The sequence below is a fragment of the Myxococcales bacterium genome (assembly GCA_022184915.1).
Classification (GTDB): Bacteria; Myxococcota_A; Polyangia; order Fen-1088; family Fen-1088; genus JAGTJU01.
Map to the genome: position 1 here is coordinate 67,656 of JAGTJU010000010.1, position 16,089 is coordinate 83,744.

Sequence of the window (16,089 nt, forward strand, 5' to 3'; positions counted from 1 at the left end):
AGGGGGGTACCTTCCATGTCCCGGGACGGATTTCCGCAAGGCGGAGCGCCGTCGCCGGCCCAACGAACAAAGGAAGGACACCATGTCGGACAGCACCGCCCGAGCCCCCGCTTCCCAACCCGCACCCCGGTCGGCGTCGGCAAGCGGCGTAGCGGCACCGGCCCGCACCCCCACCGGGGGTGAGAAGATCATCCAGTTCCTCGAGCGTGAGGGTGTGGAGTACGTCTTCGGCCTGTCAGGCGGCGCGGCCATGCCCATCTTCGACGCCTTGGTGGACTCCAAGATCAAACTCATCCTGACGCGCCACGAGCAGGGAGCCACCCACATGGCCGATGGGTTCGCGCGCGCCACGGGCAAACCTGGCGTGGCCCTGGTGACCTCGGGTCCCGGTGCCACCAACACGGTGACGGGTCTTCTGACGTCGCTCATGGACTCCGTGCCCATGATCGTGCTTTCGGGCCAGACCATCTCGCCCATGCTCGGCAAGGACGCGTTCCAGGAAGCCGACGTCACCGGCATCACCTACCCTGTGGTGAAGCACAGCTACTTGGTGAAAAACGCCAATGACATCCCGCGCGTGATGCGGGAGGCGTTCCACATCGCCACCACGGGCCGCCCCGGCCCGGTGCTGATCGACCTGCCGAAGGACGTCACCAGCGCGCCTTGCACGGCGCCCTTCGTGGAAGAGGTGACGCTGCCCGGGTACGTGGTGCCCTCGCGTGCGGACGAGGTTTCGCTTCACAAGGCTGCAGCGATCCTGTCGGCGGCCAAGCGCCCGGTGCTCTACGTGGGCCACGGCTCGGTCATCTCGAACGCGGGCGACGCCATTGCGCGGCTCGCAGAGAAAATGCAGGCGCCCATCGTGAACACGCTGCTCGGCAAGGGCGCGGTTCCCGAGGATGGTCCGCTTCACCTTGGCATGCTGGGCATGCACGGAACCGCCTATGCCAACAAAGCTGTGGCCGACTGTGACTGCCTGGTGGCCATCGGCGCCCGTTGGGACGACCGTATCACGGGCAAGCTGAGCGAGTTCTGCCCCACGGCAAAGAAGATCCACATCGATATCGATCACGCCGAGTTCGGCAAGATCATCAAACCCGATGTCAGCCTGGCGGGGGATGCCCGCCTGGTGGTGGAGGATCTGATCCCGCTCGTCGAGACCTGCGATAGCAAGCCCTGGATCGAGCAGATCGGCCAGTGGCGCAAGCAGTACCCGCTCAAGTACAGCAAGAAAGGCGGTTTGCGCGCACAGCACGTGCTCGATCGCCTCGACAAGCTGGGGGGGCGCGATGCCATCATCACCACGGACGTGGGACAGCACCAGATGTGGGCGGCCCAGTTTTGTCTCACCACCCAGAACCGCCACTGGCTGTCTTCGGGGGGCGCGGGCACCATGGGGTACGGCTTTCCTGCGGCGATCGGCGCGCAGTTTGCGTTTCCGAAGAAGCCCGTGTGGACGGTCGTGGGTGACGGCGGCTTCCAGATGACGATGTGCGAGTTGGCCACGGCCGCCCTGCACAAGCTGCCCGTGAAGATCCTGATCATCAACAATGCCTACTTGGGCATGATTCGGCAGTGGCAGGAGCTCTTCTACGACAACCGTCTCTCCGGCGCCGACCTCGAGGGCAACCCCGACTTCGTGAAGCTGGGTCAGGCCTACGGCGTCAAGGGATTCCGGATCCGCCGGCCGGGCGACGTGGACCGGGTGCTCAAGGCCGCCATCGCGTACAACGATGGGCCTTGCATCATCGACGCCGAGGTCGTGAAGGAAGACAACGTCTTCCCAATGATCCCTGCTGGCGCCGCCCTCAAAGACATGCTGATTGAGCGTCCCAAAACGAAGCTCAGCAAGCCCACTGGTTCGACATAGGAGCTGCCCGTGACCACTCTCGCTGCCTTACCGCTTACGCATCACACGCCCGAAGAGCATCCCCTCCACACGATCTCGCTGCTGGTCCGCAATCAACCGGGCGTTCTAGTGCGCGTGGCGCTGGTGTTCTCGCGCCGCGGTTACAACATCGAAAGCCTCGTGGTCTCGCCCGGGGTGGCCGATACGCTGTACTCGCGGATGACCATCACCTGCCGTGGTGAACCCGACACGCTCGAGCAAATCATCAAACAGCTGTTCAAGCTGGTGGACGTGGTGCAGGCCGTGGACCATACGGGACAGCTGGTCGTCGAGACCGAGATCGCCCTCGTGAAGGTGAAGTGTTCCCAGAGCGAGCGCACCGAGGTGCTCCAGGTGGCCGAGCACTACAAGGCGAAGGTGAAGGACTTCCGCACCGACTCGCTCATCCTTCAGGTGAGCGGCTCGACGGAAAAGCTCGACAATTTCATCGAGCTGCTGCGGCCGCTCGGTGTGGTGGAGTTGGTTCGCTCGGGCAAGCTGCTCATGGCCCGCGGCGGCGAACCAACCTGAGGGCGGGGCCTTCGCATTCTCGAAAGCGGACTGGGGCGTTGCCCGCGATGCGGGGCCCCAGTCCGTCCTGACGCTCAGCCGCCTAGCTCAAGATCAGCGCCACCACGACGCCTGCGCTCACCCCGAGCGCAACGCCAAGGGCAAGGGCGAGCCTGTTCCTCGGAACCGGAGTGGCGAGGCGTTCCGGTACCTGAGGGGCTGCCCCCTCGGGCGCAGCGGGGGCTTCGAGTCCCTTCATCGTCACCGCCACGGCCTGGGAATTGAAGAAGCCCACGATCTTGGTCACCAGAGCTTCGTAAGGTTCGCCGGCGGGTCGGGGCCCCGCGCCTTTGAACCGCAGGTCGACCATCTGGCAGAAGCCATCGAACGAGCGCAGCTCGGCTGTCTTTACCTTGGCATCCATCGAGCCCATGACGAGCGTGGGGCCTGCGCCTTGTGCGGGCAAAAGCTTGATGTGCTGAACCGACTGTTTCCCGCCACCCGTGGATTCTCCTTCAGGCGCGGACAGCTCGGGGCGGTAGTCGCCGAGGCTGGTCGGCAAACGGACCGATCCCAGCAAGGCCTTGAACATGTCCGCTTGAGACAGGGCCTGCGCCGCAAACATCGTGTGTTTCACCGAAGACATTCCACAGCTCCCTCTCCGTTCAGGCTCCGCTCGTGCGACACTTTCTGTGTCGGCAGCGTGCCGTGGCGGCTTGAGGATGGGCCTCGTCGAGGGGCGTCTCAGGGGCGTGCGACAAACGCGTAGCTCGTACCGTTGTTCTGGAAGGAGCGCACACGTTTGAGGCCGAGCACACCCGCGTCCACTTCGCGACGATAGATGTGATACGTGCGGGGGTCGGCTCCCGTAGAGCGCAGCGTAAGCCCCGTGTCGGACCAGGCATCTGCCGCAAGCCAGGCGGGTGCCGGCGCGCGCGCCCTCTCGTCCAGGAGCAGATAAACGATGGAGGGCCGGTCCACGCGCACGCGATAGATCACCGCGTCCTCGAGCCCGTTGCGCGGATCTTTGTCGTCCCGTGAGGTCAGAAGATAGGTGACGCCCGTCAGCGGCGCAGGGACCTGATCCCAGTTCGAGTTGCGATCAAGGTTCTGTCGCGCACCGTTGACGAGCCCCTGGGACTGAACCACTGGCTGCATCTCTTTTCCGAGGTATTCCTCGAGCGTCACGCTCACGGGGGCAAGCTTGCACACGCCCTGCTCGCAGGTGGCACCGGGTGCGCAATGCGCCGCCACCGCGCACGTGGAGCGGCAGGCACCATCGTCTCCGCAGGCGTAGGGAGCACAAGCTTTGAACGAAGCGGGGCCGCAGATGCCGTTCCGACAGGTTGCGGCCTCGAACTGTTGTCCGTTTTCGCAGCGCGAGACCTGGCAGATGGCGTTGGGTGCAAACGACGCGCACTGACCGGCACCGTCGCATAGACCGTTGCGCCCGCAGGTTGCCGCTTCGACGGCGCAGCCCTGGGCGGTTTTCGGCGCCTGATTGGCGGGCAGGTGCACGCAGCGCCCCTCCTGCCCTGCAAGCCGACAGGAGGAACAGGGGCTGTCGCACGCCTTCTCACAGCACACACCATCGGCACAGACCCCCGACTGGCAGCCGGTCGCGTCCTCGCAGAGGTTGCCGAGCGGCTGAGGCGCGCGGTTCGGGTCTACGCACTTACCCTGCGTGCATGTAGCTCCGGGCGAGCAGTCCTGGTCTCGAAAGCACGACTTCGCGCACTGAGCAATGCCAGACGACGTGAGGCACTGGTAGGGCGCACACGAAAAGGGGGTGCTGCTCCGCACGCACTTGTTGACCCCGGGGATCTCGCTGGGTTGGCATGTGCCCCGGGCCGTGATGTCCAGGGTGCCGGCGCACATGCCATCGTCGCAGGCCGTGCCCACCGCGAACACATCGCAGCCCTGGTTGCCGTTGCAGAGGCCCGTGCGGCCGCAGGTGTTGGCAGACTCGGCGCTGCAGGCATCTTTGTCGCGCGGCTGTGATCCCTTGGGAAGGGGCAGGCAGGTGCCTTCCTGGCCGTCGAGCGCGCAGCTCGAACACGGAAAGCCACAGGGGGTGTTGCAGCAGCGCCCCTCCGCGCAGACGCCGCTGCGGCACTGCGACGCCAGGGAGCAGACCTCGCCGTTTTCGCGGAGGTCGGGTGCGCTGACCTCCGGAGTGTCGGCGCCGCCGTCGGGCGTTCCCGCGGCGTCCCGGTTGTCCTTGGCGGGGACCGTACAGGACACCAGGAGAAGAACGACGAGGAGGAGCTCCGTTCCGGCTTGGCCCTGACTGGCGCCCCCGCCAGCACTCCCGTGAAGGTGCCACGCGGCAAGCGATCCCAAACCCAGGGGGAACTCCCCGGGGCGCCGGTTGGGTGCCCGGGATACAGGCCGACTCATGACCACACCCTACGTGCATCCGCGCCTCTCGCCAACCTCATGTGTCACTTGGCGCACACGAGAAGACAGTGACGCGAGGAGTCGCCCACCGGGTCCGACGCCGCCTTCAGGCTGAGATGGCCGGCTCTACCGGAACCCTGGCAGCCGCCCGTTTCGGACCCGTGAGCAACGAGACCACCACCAAGGTCAGAAAGCCGAGGGGAATCGTAACGATGGCCGGCTGGCTGATTTTCATGGGCGCCAGACCTGGATCGAGGCCGTAGACGGCCTTGAAGGTCGCGCCCGAAAGCAGAATCCAGGAGAGCGAGGAGACCATTCCCACCGAGATGGCGGCCGTGATGCCCTGCTTCGTGGTGCGCTTCCAAAAAAGCAGCATCACCAAGGAGGGCAAGTTCGCAGACGCGGCCACATTGAAGGCCCATCCGACGAGGAAGCTGACGTTCATTTTCTCGAACACCACACCCAGGAACATGGCCACCACGCCCACGGCGACCGCCACGAACTTGGCCACACGCACCTTTTGGCTGTCGTTGATGTCGGCCTTGAAGACATTGGTGACGATGTCATGCGCCACCGCGCCGCTCGCCGCCATGATGAGACCGCTCACGGTGCCGAGCACGGTGGTGAAGGCGATGGCTGAGATGATCGCGAAGGGCAGATCGCCGAACCCCTTGGCCAACAGAGGCGCCGCCATGTTGTTGTTGGTGGGATCGAGCGTTCCGCCCGTCATCGCTCCCAAGCCCAGATAAAGGGTCAGGACGTAGAAGAAGCCGATGCTGGCAATACCCACCACGGTGCTCTTTCGCACGGCGGCTTGATCCTTGACGGTGTAGTAGCGGATGAGAATGTGCGGCAGCGACGCCGTGCCGCAGAATAGGGCAAGCATCAGCGAAAGGAAGTCGAGCTTGGGCAAGGGCTCGTCTTTCTGAAGCCCTGCAAATGTGGGGCTGCCTCCGGGGACGAGCAACTTGCTTCCCGCCGTGGGCTTTTGGAAGTGCACCGTGGTGGCACCAGGGCCACCGCTGGGAGCGGCGGCGATCTTTTCGTTGCTCCACAACAGCACTTCGCTGTCCTGGAGGGTGCTGAAGAACGAAAGGGGGCCCAAGGGTCCCGTTTCCTTCAAGCCTCCCGGCAGCTTGGCGATGTTGCCCACGGGGCGCAGATCGGCCTCGCCGGGACCGTGGCCTTGAGGCAAGCCATTGACGAGCGTTCGCTCGGCCCCCGCTTCGGGCACGAGGGCCACGGTTTGGGTCTCCGTGAGGCCTCGTTCCTCCCGTCGCCAGACCTCCACCACGCCCGTCGCGTCGTTCCGGGCGCGGAGATAAGGCTTATCGGCCCACGGACCCTCGGCGGGCAGGAGCGTATACCCAGGTGCATTCTCGAAATGATCGAGCGGAACCGTGCGGAAGTCCGTAAACGTTCCCGCGTCGTTGGGCGTGGTCTTGAAGCCGCGGTTCAAGATCATGACCGTGAGCACGGCGCAGAACACCACCAGCATCGAGCCCTTGATGAACTGGACCCACGTGGTGGACACCATGCCCGCCGTCACGACGATCATCACCACCACCACGCCCACGAGCAACACGCCCTGCACGTGCGAAAAGCCGAGCAAGGGTTTGACCAGCGCTCCCGCCCCCACCATCTGCGGGATCAGGTAAAAAATGCTGACCACCAGCGTGCTGATGGCCGCGGAGAGTTTGATCCCGCGGGAGTTGAACTTGCTGTCCAGCGCATCGGCGAAGGTGTAACGGCCAAGACGTTTGAGCGGCTCGGCCACCACGAACAAGGCCACGATCCAACCGGCGAGGTAGCCGACGGAATAGAGAAAGCCGTCGTAGCCGTAAAACGCAATCATGCCGCAGATCCCCAGGAAGGAGGCGGCGGAGAGGTAGTCGCCCGCGAAGGCCACCCCGTTGACGAACCAGTGGATCTGCCCGTGCGCCGCAAAGTAACCCTGCGCGGATTTGGCCTTGCGGCCGAGGTAAAAGCTGATGCCCAGCACCAGCCCCACGAAGGTCAAAAATACGACGATGGCAATCTGTGAAGCCTCGTAGATCATCGCTCGGTCTCTCCTTCGGGCAGCGGACGACGACACAGGCGCGTGTAAACGAGAGCCAGACCGAGCGCGGCCACGATCAGGAACATGCCGTAAACGATGGCGACGTTCAGACCGAAGAGCGCCGCGCCCTTCATGGTCTCGGGCGACAGCACGTTGAGCGCCATGAAGCCACCATAGAACGCCAGGTACACCGCAAATAGCCAGAGACCGTAGCGAGCGTTGCGGCGCTGCAGCACCGGCGAATCGTCGGGGGATTTGACCGCGGTTGAGCCAGACATGGGGCCGACCCTACCACGATGCATTTGCCTGACGTAAGGTCAGGCTTTCGCTCGGTCGACGCCCCGTTACCCGAACAGGGCCGGCAGGGGCAGCAGGAAGCTGAGCGTCAGGAGCAGGCCCACGACCAGCGCGAACACGACCAGTTGGTTTGGCCGCATGTGCCGCGCCAAGGCCTGGCTGCCCTCTGGCAACGGCACCAGCCACAAGTGCCGAAGTATCTGGAAGTAGTAAGCAAAGGAAGCCACGGAGGCCACCAGGGCGACGATGACCACCGTGAGAGCCAAGGACCCGGAGCCTGCGTCGCGTACGGACGCCACCACGGCGGCGAACTTGGCCGTGAAGCCGGCGGTCAAGGGGAGCCCGGCGTAGCTCAACACGATCACCGACAACCCGAGCGCGGCCAGCGGGTGGCGGCCGGAGAGGCCGCGCAGGTCGTCGAGCTCGTCGACGTCGGCATGCGGCGTGCCAAGCGCCATGAACGCCGCCCAGAGGCCAAGCCCCATCAGGCCGTAGGCCGACACGTAAAACAAAAACGCCTGGGGGCTGCGCGCCGCGACGGTCAGCAAGATGAAGGCGCCGTTGACCACGGCGGAGTACGCGAAGAGCCGCCGCAGCTGCTTTTGCGCCAGCGCCTGCACGTTGCCGATCACCGCTGACGCGGCTGCACAGGCGTACAGGGCCGGCTTCCAGGTCTCTTCGAGCGACGCGAAGGGGCCATGAAGCAGCGTGAACAGAAGGCCGAAGACGGCCACCTTGACCGGTGACGCGACCACGCTCAGGGCTGCGAACGACGAGCCCTGATAAACGTCGGCAAGCCAGAGGTGAAACGGGGCCACGGCCGTTTTGAAGAACAAAGCGGCCAACACGAAGCCCAAGGCAAGTTTGGCCACCGCCAGCGTCCCGGCGTTGGCCTCGGCCAATTTTTCGGCGATCGCGGGCAGGGCAATCTCACCCGTGGCGCCGTAAAGAAAGCCCAAGCCCAAGAGGAAGAGCACGCTGCCCACGGCGCCCAGGAGCAGGTACTTGATACCCGCCTCGTTGGCGCGCGGGTCGCGCAACGAAAAGCCGCAGAGCACGTACGAGGGGATCGATATCAACTCGAACGCGATGAAGAGCGTCGCCAGATCCCCCGCAAGACAGAGGGATAAGAGGCCCATCGCCAACGCCAACACCACGATGCGCCAATCGGTGGCGCGGGCGCGTACTTTTTCGAGGTAGCCGTGCCCGAGTGCCACGGCCGCAGCGGTGAGGCCCAGGCACAAGACGGCGAGCGCCTTGCCCACGCCGGTGACCAGATAGGCCCCACCAAAGAACGTGTCGCCAGGCTCGAGGCGCAACCACACAAGGGCGGCGCTTGCCAGCAAGCCGAAGACGGCGACGAGGGCAGAGGCAAGGGGCGCCCGGTCTTTGGGCGAAGCGCCCAGCACGAGGAGAAGAGCGAAGGCCGCAACGAGCGGCGTTTGTGCGATGACGGCAGCGTTCATGGGACGAGCCCCGTGAAGGAAAGTCCTGTTGTGAGGGCCTGTTCGATGGGTGCAAGCAGCGTCATCGGAGCCAGGCCGAGGAAGATCCAAAGGCCTGCCACCGCGAGGCCCAGGGCCGTCTCGGCCAGCGAGAGGTCCGCGGCACGGGGCGTGGTGCCGCGCGCAGGCCCGAGAAAGGTGACGTGGAAAAGGCGAAAGCTCGCGGCGGCCGTGACCAAGGCTCCCAAAGCCCCCAGGACCAGCAGCCAGGGCGAAACGCGGTAGGCTGAAAGGTAAATCATGACTTCGCCGGCGAAGCTGCTGAGGCCGGGGAGGCTGGCCGCCGCGAAGAGCCCCACGAGCAGTAGGGCGGCCAGGCGCCCCTCCGTGTGGCGAAGTCCACCATCGGTATCGGAGGAGACCGAGCTGCCGTCGGTGTTGGCGCGGGCGTCGAGGGCGAAGAGCAGCGCCATGATGAGCCCATGGTTCAACGCCTGGAAGAGGGCGCCCGTCCAAGCCGTGGCATCCCCGGTGGCGCCCACGAAGGCGCCCAGGGCCAAGAGATTCAAGTGAGCGAGGGATGCGTAGGCCAACATGTCGACGAGGCGTTTTTGGGCCAAACAGACGACACCACCGTAGACAGCACCGGCCACGGCCAGGCCCATGAGGGGCTTTTGCCAAGCGACCAACGTGGTGTTGAAGGCCGGCACGAGCACGATGAGAAGGCCGTAGGCCCCCATTTTCGACATCACGGCCGACAAGAGCGCGCGGCAAGCGGGCGGCGCAACAGCGTAGAGATCGCGGAGCCAGCCGTGAAAGCCGAGCAAGGGCAGCTTGATGGCGAAGGCCAGCAGGAAGCCGATGCACGCGAGCGCAGCCGCGTCAGGGTCGAGCGAGGCGATGGTCGCCGGTAGGCCCGCAATACCGGGGTCACGGCCAGCACGCACGCAGACCAGGCCCACGGACAACAGCATGGGCAAGCTACCTGCCACGGTGACGAGCACGAAGCGCATCAGCGCGCCCTGGACGCTGGGCCCGCCGGAGAGAGGACGGCCGTGCTGCCCGATCCAGAAGTAGGCAGCCACGAGGGCCAGCTCCCAGTAGAAGTAGAACGCCAGCAAGCCCCGCGCGGTAAACACGCCCAGGAGGCTCATGACGAGGAGGTTGGACGCCACGAAATACGAGGGCCGGCGCGCCAGGGCGGTCCGTTCGCGGAGAAGCACGAAGATGATGGGGAGGCAGAGGCCGAGCAGCAGCACGAACGCGGCATTGCGGCCGTCGAGGTAGGCCCCGAGCTCGATGGGCAGACCCGTGCCGGCGAGCGTGGCGGTCAATTCGGTCGAAAGCCCTCCGGTGGAGAGACCCACGAGCGCCAGATAAGCAAGAAGCAGCCCGAAGGCGGATTGGCCCCATGCCGACAGGCGGTTGCCTTCGACGGGGATCCACAGGTGCAGCCCAATGAAGGCCAGCGGCACGAGAGGACTGAGAGCTAACAGGGTCGCATGCATGATCGCGTCCTCAACGCCCCACGAGGAGCAACAAGACGAGGGCGGCCGCGAGCAGCCAGGCCGCGTAGTGGTGAATTTTCCCCGTGACCAGCCGCCGCATCCCCGAGGACAGGAGCTCGCAGGACGCGCCCGTCAGCTGTGGCACGCCCCGCGCGACATCTTCGCCCACGCCTGCAAAGAGCCGTGCCAGGGCGCGAAGGGGCGAGAAGATGAAGGTCTCGTAGACCTCGTCGAAGTAAAAGAGGCGCGCGAGGGGACCTTGCTTACCCGGGGAGGGTTCGGCCCCGGTGGTCTTGCTTGCTCGACGCGGTGAGGAGAAGTGCCGGAAGGTCAGAAGGGCCAACAGGAGGCTCGGCGCCAAGACCAAGAGCGCGTGCAGGATTGTGGGGCCCTCCGGCGTCTCGGTGGTCGCCGAGACGAAGCGATAGAGCGACACACCAAGGCCGCCCCAGTGCGCCGGCGCGCTCAGCACACCGAAGACCGTGCCCACGACACAGAGCACGAGCAGCACCGCCCGGATGGGCGTGCTGGTCTCGGCGGGCGCGTGGGTCCCGTGAGCCCCATGAGCGTGAGCTCCGTGATCTGACACGGCGGGGCCGGGCACCTTCGCCTCGAGGAGCCCGAGCAGCCGGAACGTATACACAACGGAGAGCCACTCGATGACCGTCACCACCCAGGCCACCAGGCCGCCCGAGAGCGCCAGGCCCCCCACGGTGAACGTGCCCTGCCCTACCGCCTCGAGCACGAGTTCCTTGCTGAAGAAGCCTGCCGAGACAAACGGCAGCAGGCCCGTGCCGCCCAGGCTGCCCACCCAGAAGGCGGCGCGGGTGACCGGCAGACGACGCAGGCAACCCGCCAGGCGGCTCACGTTCTGCTCGTGATGACAGGCTACGATGACGCTCCCGGCGGCCAAAAAGAGCAGGGCCTTGAAGCAGGCGTGTCCAAAAAGATGCATGCGCGCCGCACCGGGAGCGCCCGCCGCCAACGCCAAGAACATCAGGCCCAAATTCGACAGCGTCGAGTAAGCCAGAATCTTTTTGATGTCGGTTTGTACGATGGCGAGCACCGCACCCAGCGCCAAGGTGGCGAGAGCGCAGACGAAAATGAGCCCAAGCACCGCCGGAAACAGGCGGTAAAGCGGCTCGAGACGGGCCACCAGGTACACCCCAGCTGTCACCATGGTGGCCGCGTGGATGAGCGCGCTCACCGGCGTGGGCCCTGCCATGGCGTCGGGCAACCAGATGTGCAGGGGCACCTGCGCCGACTTGGCAAACACGCCGCCCAACAAAAAGAGGGCTCCCCAGCGGGCAAGCCCCAGGGCTTCGGGCGACAGCTGGTTTGCCTGAGCAGCCAAGTCGACCAGCGCGAAGCTACCGAAGGCTTCGTAAAGACACGCGACGCCCAGGATGAAGAGCAAATCGCCCACCCGGTTCGTGAAGAAGGCGCGGTAAGCGGCACGCGGAACGTGCGCCTCCTGCCAGTCGTGACCGATGAGCAAGTAAGAACAAAGACCCACTCCTTCCCAGCCGAGGAAGATGAGCAGCAAGTTGTCGGCCAGCACCAAGGCCAGCATCGAGGCAACGAAGAGGTTCAGGCTCGCAAAGAAGCGCGCCACGCCGGCGGCCCCCCGCATGTACCCCACGGAGTAAAGGGTGATGAGCGCGCCGAAGCCGCTCACAAGCAACACCATGGCGCCCGCCACACTGTCGAGCCGCAGCGCAAAGCGCGCCGTGAAACCGGCGGTGCGGAGCCAGGGGCCCGCATCGAAGACCGTGGGCCGCTGGGTATCGAGTCCCACCACGCACACCACCCCGACGGCGAACGACACCGCCACACCCGCGCAGGCAATGCCGCCCACAACGGCCGGCGCGAGGCGCCTTCCCGCGAGCGCCAGAAAAAGCGCCGTCAGCGCGGGCACGACGGGCAAGAGCAAGAGCATCTCAGGGTTCATCAAGCGTCTCCTTCGTGAAGACGACCGGCGCGCTCGCGGCTGATGTCCTGATGATTACGGAAGTACACGATGGCCATTCCCAGGCCGATCGCCGCCTCGACGGCGGCCACCCCGATGGAGAGCATGTAGAGGTAGTGCCCGTACGCGCGGCCACTCCAGACGAAATAGTTGAAGGCAACGACGCTGATGTTGGCGCCGCTCAACATGACTTCGATGGACAGCAGGATCATCACGAGGCTACGGCGCGTGAGCAGGCCGTAGGCACCAATGAGCGACACCACCAGCGCCAGCGTGAGGCAGTTGGGAAGATCGAACGCCAACATCGCCTAGGCCCCCCTCGACGTGCCAGGTGAGCGCCGCGCGAAGTTGATCGCCGCCACGATGCCCACCAGGATCAAAAAAGAGATGAGCTCGAATGACACCGTCAGCGGGTTGTTTGCGGGGTCCTCAAACACCAGACGAGAGAGCGATGACAGCTCTCCGAAGTCGGCGGCGGGCGCGCCTGCTGGGGCAAGCCCCGCCGCGGCTCGCCGAACCAGCGCGATGAGGGGAGCCCCTCCCGCCGCGAGAAGCGCCGCGATGCCCAGTTTGGTGCGGCCGGAGGCGGCGTCGGGTGTTTTGAGTTCGCCGTCCTTGGGTCCGGGGTTCACCATCATCACCACGAAGGTGAAGAGCACCATGATGGCCCCGGCGTAGACCAGAACCTGCAGGATCCCGACGAAGGGGGCGTGCATGAGGACGTAGAGCAGCGCCGTGGGCAAAAACGCACCCACCAGAAGCAGCGTGGCGCGCACGGGGTTGCGCGCCCAGACCACGGCTGCCGAACCAAGCAGGATCAGGACAGCGCAGAGGGTGAACACTGCGTTGTGAACGACGCCATCAGACACGTGCGGTTCGCCTTTCCGTCGTCGAACGAGCGCGGGCGCTCACGACTTCTTTTCCCCCGAGCCAGGACCATTCGCCAGAAGGCGCGGCATGTCGTAGAGAAACTCTTTCCGACTCGTGTAGACCTGCGGAATTTTGTTCGTCATGCCGATCGCATCCTTGGGACACGCTTCCACGCAATACCCGCAGTAGATGCACTTGAGCATGTCGATCTCGAAGACCTTGGGAACCTTGTCGCGGCCTTCCCAGCCGGGCCCCGTGGGCGCGGGCTGGGCTTCGATGTTGATGCACTGGGCGGGACACGCGGTGGAACACATGTAGCAGGCCACGCACTTCATGTGGCCGTGTTCGTCCTGCTTGAGGTAATGCTCACCCCGGAAGCGGGGGCTGATTTGTGGCTTGGCTTCCGGGTACTGGATCGTGACGGACTTCTTGAAGAACTGCCGAAGCGACACCCAAAGCCCCTTCCAGATGGCCGGCATGTAGAGCCCGACCCACCATGGCTGCGAGCGTCGATGCATGACCGACGGGGGATTGCGTTTGACTTCGACCGGGTGTTCCATCTGAAGGATCCTCACGAACGAAACAGACCACCGTACTCCATGGCCAAGGCCAGGAGGATGAGGTTCAACAACGCGATAGGGATCAGCCGCTTCCAGCCGAGCGCCATCAACTGATCCCAGCGCATACGGGGCAACGTCCACCGGACCCACATGAAGCCGAACACGAGCACCATCACCTTCGCCGTGAAGATGAGGAAGGCAACGACGGCGTAGGTCCACGTATCGAGCCCCAGGCGGTTCAGCCCTGGCAGGTACCAGCCCCCCAGGAACAGCACCGTCATGAGGCTGCACATGGTCCAAAGTCCCGCGTATTCGCCGAACATGAACCAGGCGTATCGCAGCCCCGTGTACTCCGTGTGATAGCCACCCACCAGCTCTTGCTCGGCCTCGGGGTTGTCGAAGGGCGCGCGGTTGGTCTCCGCGAACGCGGCGAGCAAAAAGAGCAGGAAGTTGGGGGGCCAGGTGAGCCCGTTCCAGTTGGGCAGGAGGCCAAAGAAGACGCGTCCCTCTTGCTGCCGCACGATCTCGGCAAGGTCCAGACTCCCCGTTTTGAGGAGCAGCGCGACCACGGACAGACCCATGATCACTTCGTAGCTAATGAGCTGCGCCGAAGACCGAATGCCGCCCAGCAGGGAATACTGGTTGTTCGAGGACCAGCCGGCAAACGCGATGCCGTAGGCCGTGAGCGACGAGATCGCCAGCATCACGAGCAGGCCCATGTTGATGCTGGTGCCGGCAAGCGCCTGTCCCGAAGGCATGGCCGCCACGGGGACAAGGGCGAAGGACACGAGCCCCGGCATGAAGGTGAGAATCGGAGCGAGGAGGAAGATCGCCTTGTCGGTGTTCCGCGGAAAAAAGTCTTCCTTGAAGATCAGCTTCACGGCATCGGCCACGGACTGCAGGAGGCCGAGGGGCCCCACGCGGTTTGGTCCCACCCGCCGCTGAAACCGCGCGGCCACCTTCCGCTCCATCCACACCAACATCGGCACCACGCCCAGCACCACGGCCAGCGCACCCAGCAGGGCAAAGGCCGTGTAGACCAGCGGAGACACACCTGCGATGGGGCTCGTTCCGGACACCGTCACACCGCCTTTGCGCCCGGGGCGGGCATCTGCAGGTCGTGCAGGATCTCGTGAGACGAACGTCCCGCGGTCACGGGTTCGACGACGGGCTCGAAGGCCTGGGAAAGACCTTGGCCGTTGACGTAGTGCCCCTGCGACTCGAAATGGGTGAGGGTGGGCAGCACCACCTTCGCCTTCGCCCCCGGCAACCACGGGGCCGGGGCAAAGTGCAGCAGGACCACGTGACGAGCCCGTTCGACGACCGGGGCCACCACCGCGGCGGCCGCCGGATCCGGAATGTTGTGGACCAGCACCAGGGTATCGATCACGTCGGATGCGGCAGCTGCAACGGAGGCCTCGGCGTCGTTCACACCGAGTGTGGCGAGGCCAGCCCGGTTGGGGTTGCGATCACCCGAGATCCGGAAGCCCGGGAACACCTGCTCGGCTCGGCCCGGAGCAGCGTACCCGAAAAGCTTGGCAGACAACTTCGCAGAGAGCTTCTGCGCTTCGCTCATCGTTTCGGCGGTGTTCCAGGCGCTTACGCCCACGGCGATACGTTGGCCAGCCCCCAGCAATGACTGCACGGCTGCGAACGCCTGCGCCCACGTGCTGCTTTGGCCCTCCACCCGTGGCTTGTCGAGACGCCCCTCGTACACATAGGGGAAGCTGAGCCGCCCCTCGTCGCACATCCACGAGCGGTTCACCTGGTCGTTGCGACGAGGCGTGATGCGTTTCACCACGTTCTTTTTGTCGACGTCCACGCGCGTGTTGCAGCCCACGCTACAGTCGGGGCACATCGAATCCTTGCGGCTCAGGTTCCAAACGCGCGCCTGGTACAGGAAATCCGCAGAAACGAGCGCCCCCACGGGACAGACGTCCACCGTGTTCATCGACAAAGGGTTGTCGAGGCTCTTGCCAGGAAACACCGCGATCTCGCTGCGGTCACCACGGTAGATGACGCCGAGCTCTTCCGTGCCGCTGACCTCGTTGGTGAACCGTACGCAGCGCGTGCACACGATACAGCGAGAGCCCCAGTACTTGACGTGAGGGCCCAGCGAGGCCTTGCTCTTGATGACCTTGAGTTCCTGGAAGCGGCCATTGGCCCTGCCGTACGAATAACTGTAGTTCTGCAGGCGGCACTCGCCGGCCTGGTCGCACTCGGGGCAGTCGAGGGGGTGGTTGATGAGTAAGAACTCCATCACACCCTTACGGGCTTCATCCACCTCGGCGCTGCGGGTGGCCACCTCCATGCCTTCGGCGACCGGCGTGCCGCACGCCACGGCCAACTTGGGTTGGCCCTTGACCGCCACGAGACAGATGCGGCAGTTCGCGGCGACGCTGAGGTCTTCGTGATAGCAGTAGTGCGGAACGTCTATGCCATTGTCGTGGCAGGCCTTGATCACGGAGGTGCCTGCAGGCACCTGCAGATCACGCCCGTCGATCTTGACGTTGACGAGCGGGGGAGCGGCGGGCTTGTTGTCCATGATGCGTTCCTGGTCGCGGCCTGGGGTCGATTCCTGTG

14 protein-coding genes are annotated in these 16,089 nt (G+C 65.0%); 2 read left to right on the forward strand and 12 right to left on the reverse strand.

Annotated features, from left to right (window positions below; translation table 11 throughout):
• Positions 1-82 precede the first annotated feature (82 nt).
• Complete coding sequence (ilvB, locus tag KA712_25075) at positions 83-1,870, forward strand: biosynthetic-type acetolactate synthase large subunit (protein ID MCG5056233.1); 1,788 nt, start codon at positions 83-85, stop codon at positions 1,868-1,870.
• A gap of 9 nt (positions 1,871-1,879) precedes the next feature.
• The gene (gene ilvN / locus KA712_25080) at positions 1,880-2,419 is read left to right on the forward strand and encodes an acetolactate synthase small subunit (GenBank protein ID MCG5056234.1); all 540 of its coding nucleotides are present in this window, start codon (positions 1,880-1,882) and stop codon (positions 2,417-2,419) included.
• Between the two features lie 82 nt (positions 2,420-2,501).
• Here ilvN and KA712_25085 read toward each other — a convergent pair whose 3' ends face one another.
• From KA712_25085 to KA712_25140, 12 genes are all read right to left on the reverse strand, one after another.
• Entirely contained in the window at positions 2,502-3,044 is a 543-nt protein-coding gene (locus tag KA712_25085; GenBank protein ID MCG5056235.1) for a hypothetical protein, read from the reverse strand.
• 98 nt (positions 3,045-3,142) lie between these two features.
• Positions 3,143-4,798 (reverse strand): hypothetical protein, encoded by a 1,656-nt coding sequence (locus KA712_25090; GenBank protein MCG5056236.1) that lies wholly within the window; start codon positions 4,796-4,798, stop codon positions 3,143-3,145.
• A gap of 106 nt (positions 4,799-4,904) precedes the next feature.
• Entirely contained in the window at positions 4,905-6,857 is a 1,953-nt protein-coding gene (locus tag KA712_25095; GenBank protein ID MCG5056237.1) for a cation acetate symporter, read from the reverse strand.
• Positions 6,854-7,135: a DUF485 domain-containing protein gene (locus tag KA712_25100; protein ID MCG5056238.1), complete on the reverse strand. Its 282-nt coding sequence runs from the start codon at positions 7,133-7,135 to the stop codon at positions 6,854-6,856. Before KA712_25100 ends, KA712_25095 begins: the two co-directional genes overlap by 4 nt.
• 66 nt (positions 7,136-7,201) lie before the next feature.
• The gene (locus KA712_25105) at positions 7,202-8,620 is read right to left on the reverse strand and encodes an NADH-quinone oxidoreductase subunit N (protein MCG5056239.1); all 1,419 of its coding nucleotides are present in this window, start codon (positions 8,618-8,620) and stop codon (positions 7,202-7,204) included.
• The gene (locus KA712_25110) at positions 8,617-10,074 is read right to left on the reverse strand and encodes a hypothetical protein (protein MCG5056240.1); all 1,458 of its coding nucleotides are present in this window, start codon (positions 10,072-10,074) and stop codon (positions 8,617-8,619) included. The genes KA712_25105 and KA712_25110 overlap by 4 nt, the downstream gene beginning before the upstream one ends.
• Positions 10,075-10,117: 43 nt before the next feature.
• Positions 10,118-12,058, reverse strand: a complete 1,941-nt coding sequence (locus KA712_25115) for an NADH-quinone oxidoreductase subunit L (GenBank protein ID MCG5056241.1) — start codon at positions 12,056-12,058, stop codon at positions 10,118-10,120.
• Positions 12,058-12,381: an NADH-quinone oxidoreductase subunit NuoK gene (gene nuoK / locus KA712_25120; GenBank protein ID MCG5056242.1), complete on the reverse strand. Its 324-nt coding sequence runs from the start codon at positions 12,379-12,381 to the stop codon at positions 12,058-12,060. The genes KA712_25115 and nuoK overlap by 1 nt, the downstream gene beginning before the upstream one ends.
• Positions 12,382-12,384: 3 nt before the next feature.
• Positions 12,385-12,945, reverse strand: coding sequence for an NADH-quinone oxidoreductase subunit J (locus KA712_25125; GenBank protein ID MCG5056243.1), 561 nt, complete (start codon positions 12,943-12,945; stop codon positions 12,385-12,387).
• 39 nt (positions 12,946-12,984) lie between these two features.
• The gene (locus KA712_25130) at positions 12,985-13,506 is read right to left on the reverse strand and encodes an NADH-quinone oxidoreductase subunit I (protein MCG5056244.1); all 522 of its coding nucleotides are present in this window, start codon (positions 13,504-13,506) and stop codon (positions 12,985-12,987) included.
• An 11-nt stretch (positions 13,507-13,517) separates the two neighbouring features.
• The gene (gene nuoH, locus KA712_25135; protein ID MCG5056245.1) at positions 13,518-14,585 is read right to left on the reverse strand and encodes an NADH-quinone oxidoreductase subunit NuoH; all 1,068 of its coding nucleotides are present in this window, start codon (positions 14,583-14,585) and stop codon (positions 13,518-13,520) included.
• Positions 14,586-14,587: 2 nt separating this feature from the next.
• Positions 14,588-16,051, reverse strand: a complete 1,464-nt coding sequence (locus KA712_25140; GenBank protein ID MCG5056246.1) for a (2Fe-2S)-binding protein — start codon at positions 16,049-16,051, stop codon at positions 14,588-14,590.
• Between the last annotated feature and the right edge of the window lie 38 nt (positions 16,052-16,089).

Excerpts from the sequence above, each read along its gene's own strand:
- ilvB (MCG5056233.1), top strand. The coding sequence starts at position 83 with ATGTCGGACAGCACCGCCCGAGCCCCCGCTTCCCAACCCGCACCCCGG.
- KA712_25085 (MCG5056235.1), bottom strand. The coding sequence starts at position 3,044 with ATGTCTTCGGTGAAACACACGATGTTTGCGGCGCAGGCCCTGTCTCAA.
- KA712_25090 (MCG5056236.1), bottom strand. The coding sequence starts at position 4,798 with ATGAGTCGGCCTGTATCCCGGGCACCCAACCGGCGCCCCGGGGAGTTC.
- KA712_25095 (MCG5056237.1), bottom strand. The coding sequence starts at position 6,857 with ATGATCTACGAGGCTTCACAGATTGCCATCGTCGTATTTTTGACCTTC.
- KA712_25100 (MCG5056238.1), bottom strand. The coding sequence starts at position 7,135 with ATGTCTGGCTCAACCGCGGTCAAATCCCCCGACGATTCGCCGGTGCTG.
- KA712_25105 (MCG5056239.1), bottom strand. The coding sequence starts at position 8,620 with ATGAACGCTGCCGTCATCGCACAAACGCCGCTCGTTGCGGCCTTCGCT.
- KA712_25115 (MCG5056241.1), bottom strand. The coding sequence starts at position 12,058 with ATGAACCCTGAGATGCTCTTGCTCTTGCCCGTCGTGCCCGCGCTGACG.
- nuoK (MCG5056242.1), bottom strand. The coding sequence starts at position 12,381 with ATGTTGGCGTTCGATCTTCCCAACTGCCTCACGCTGGCGCTGGTGGTG.
- KA712_25130 (MCG5056244.1), bottom strand. The coding sequence starts at position 13,506 with ATGGAACACCCGGTCGAAGTCAAACGCAATCCCCCGTCGGTCATGCAT.
- KA712_25140 (MCG5056246.1), bottom strand. The coding sequence starts at position 16,051 with ATGGACAACAAGCCCGCCGCTCCCCCGCTCGTCAACGTCAAGATCGAC.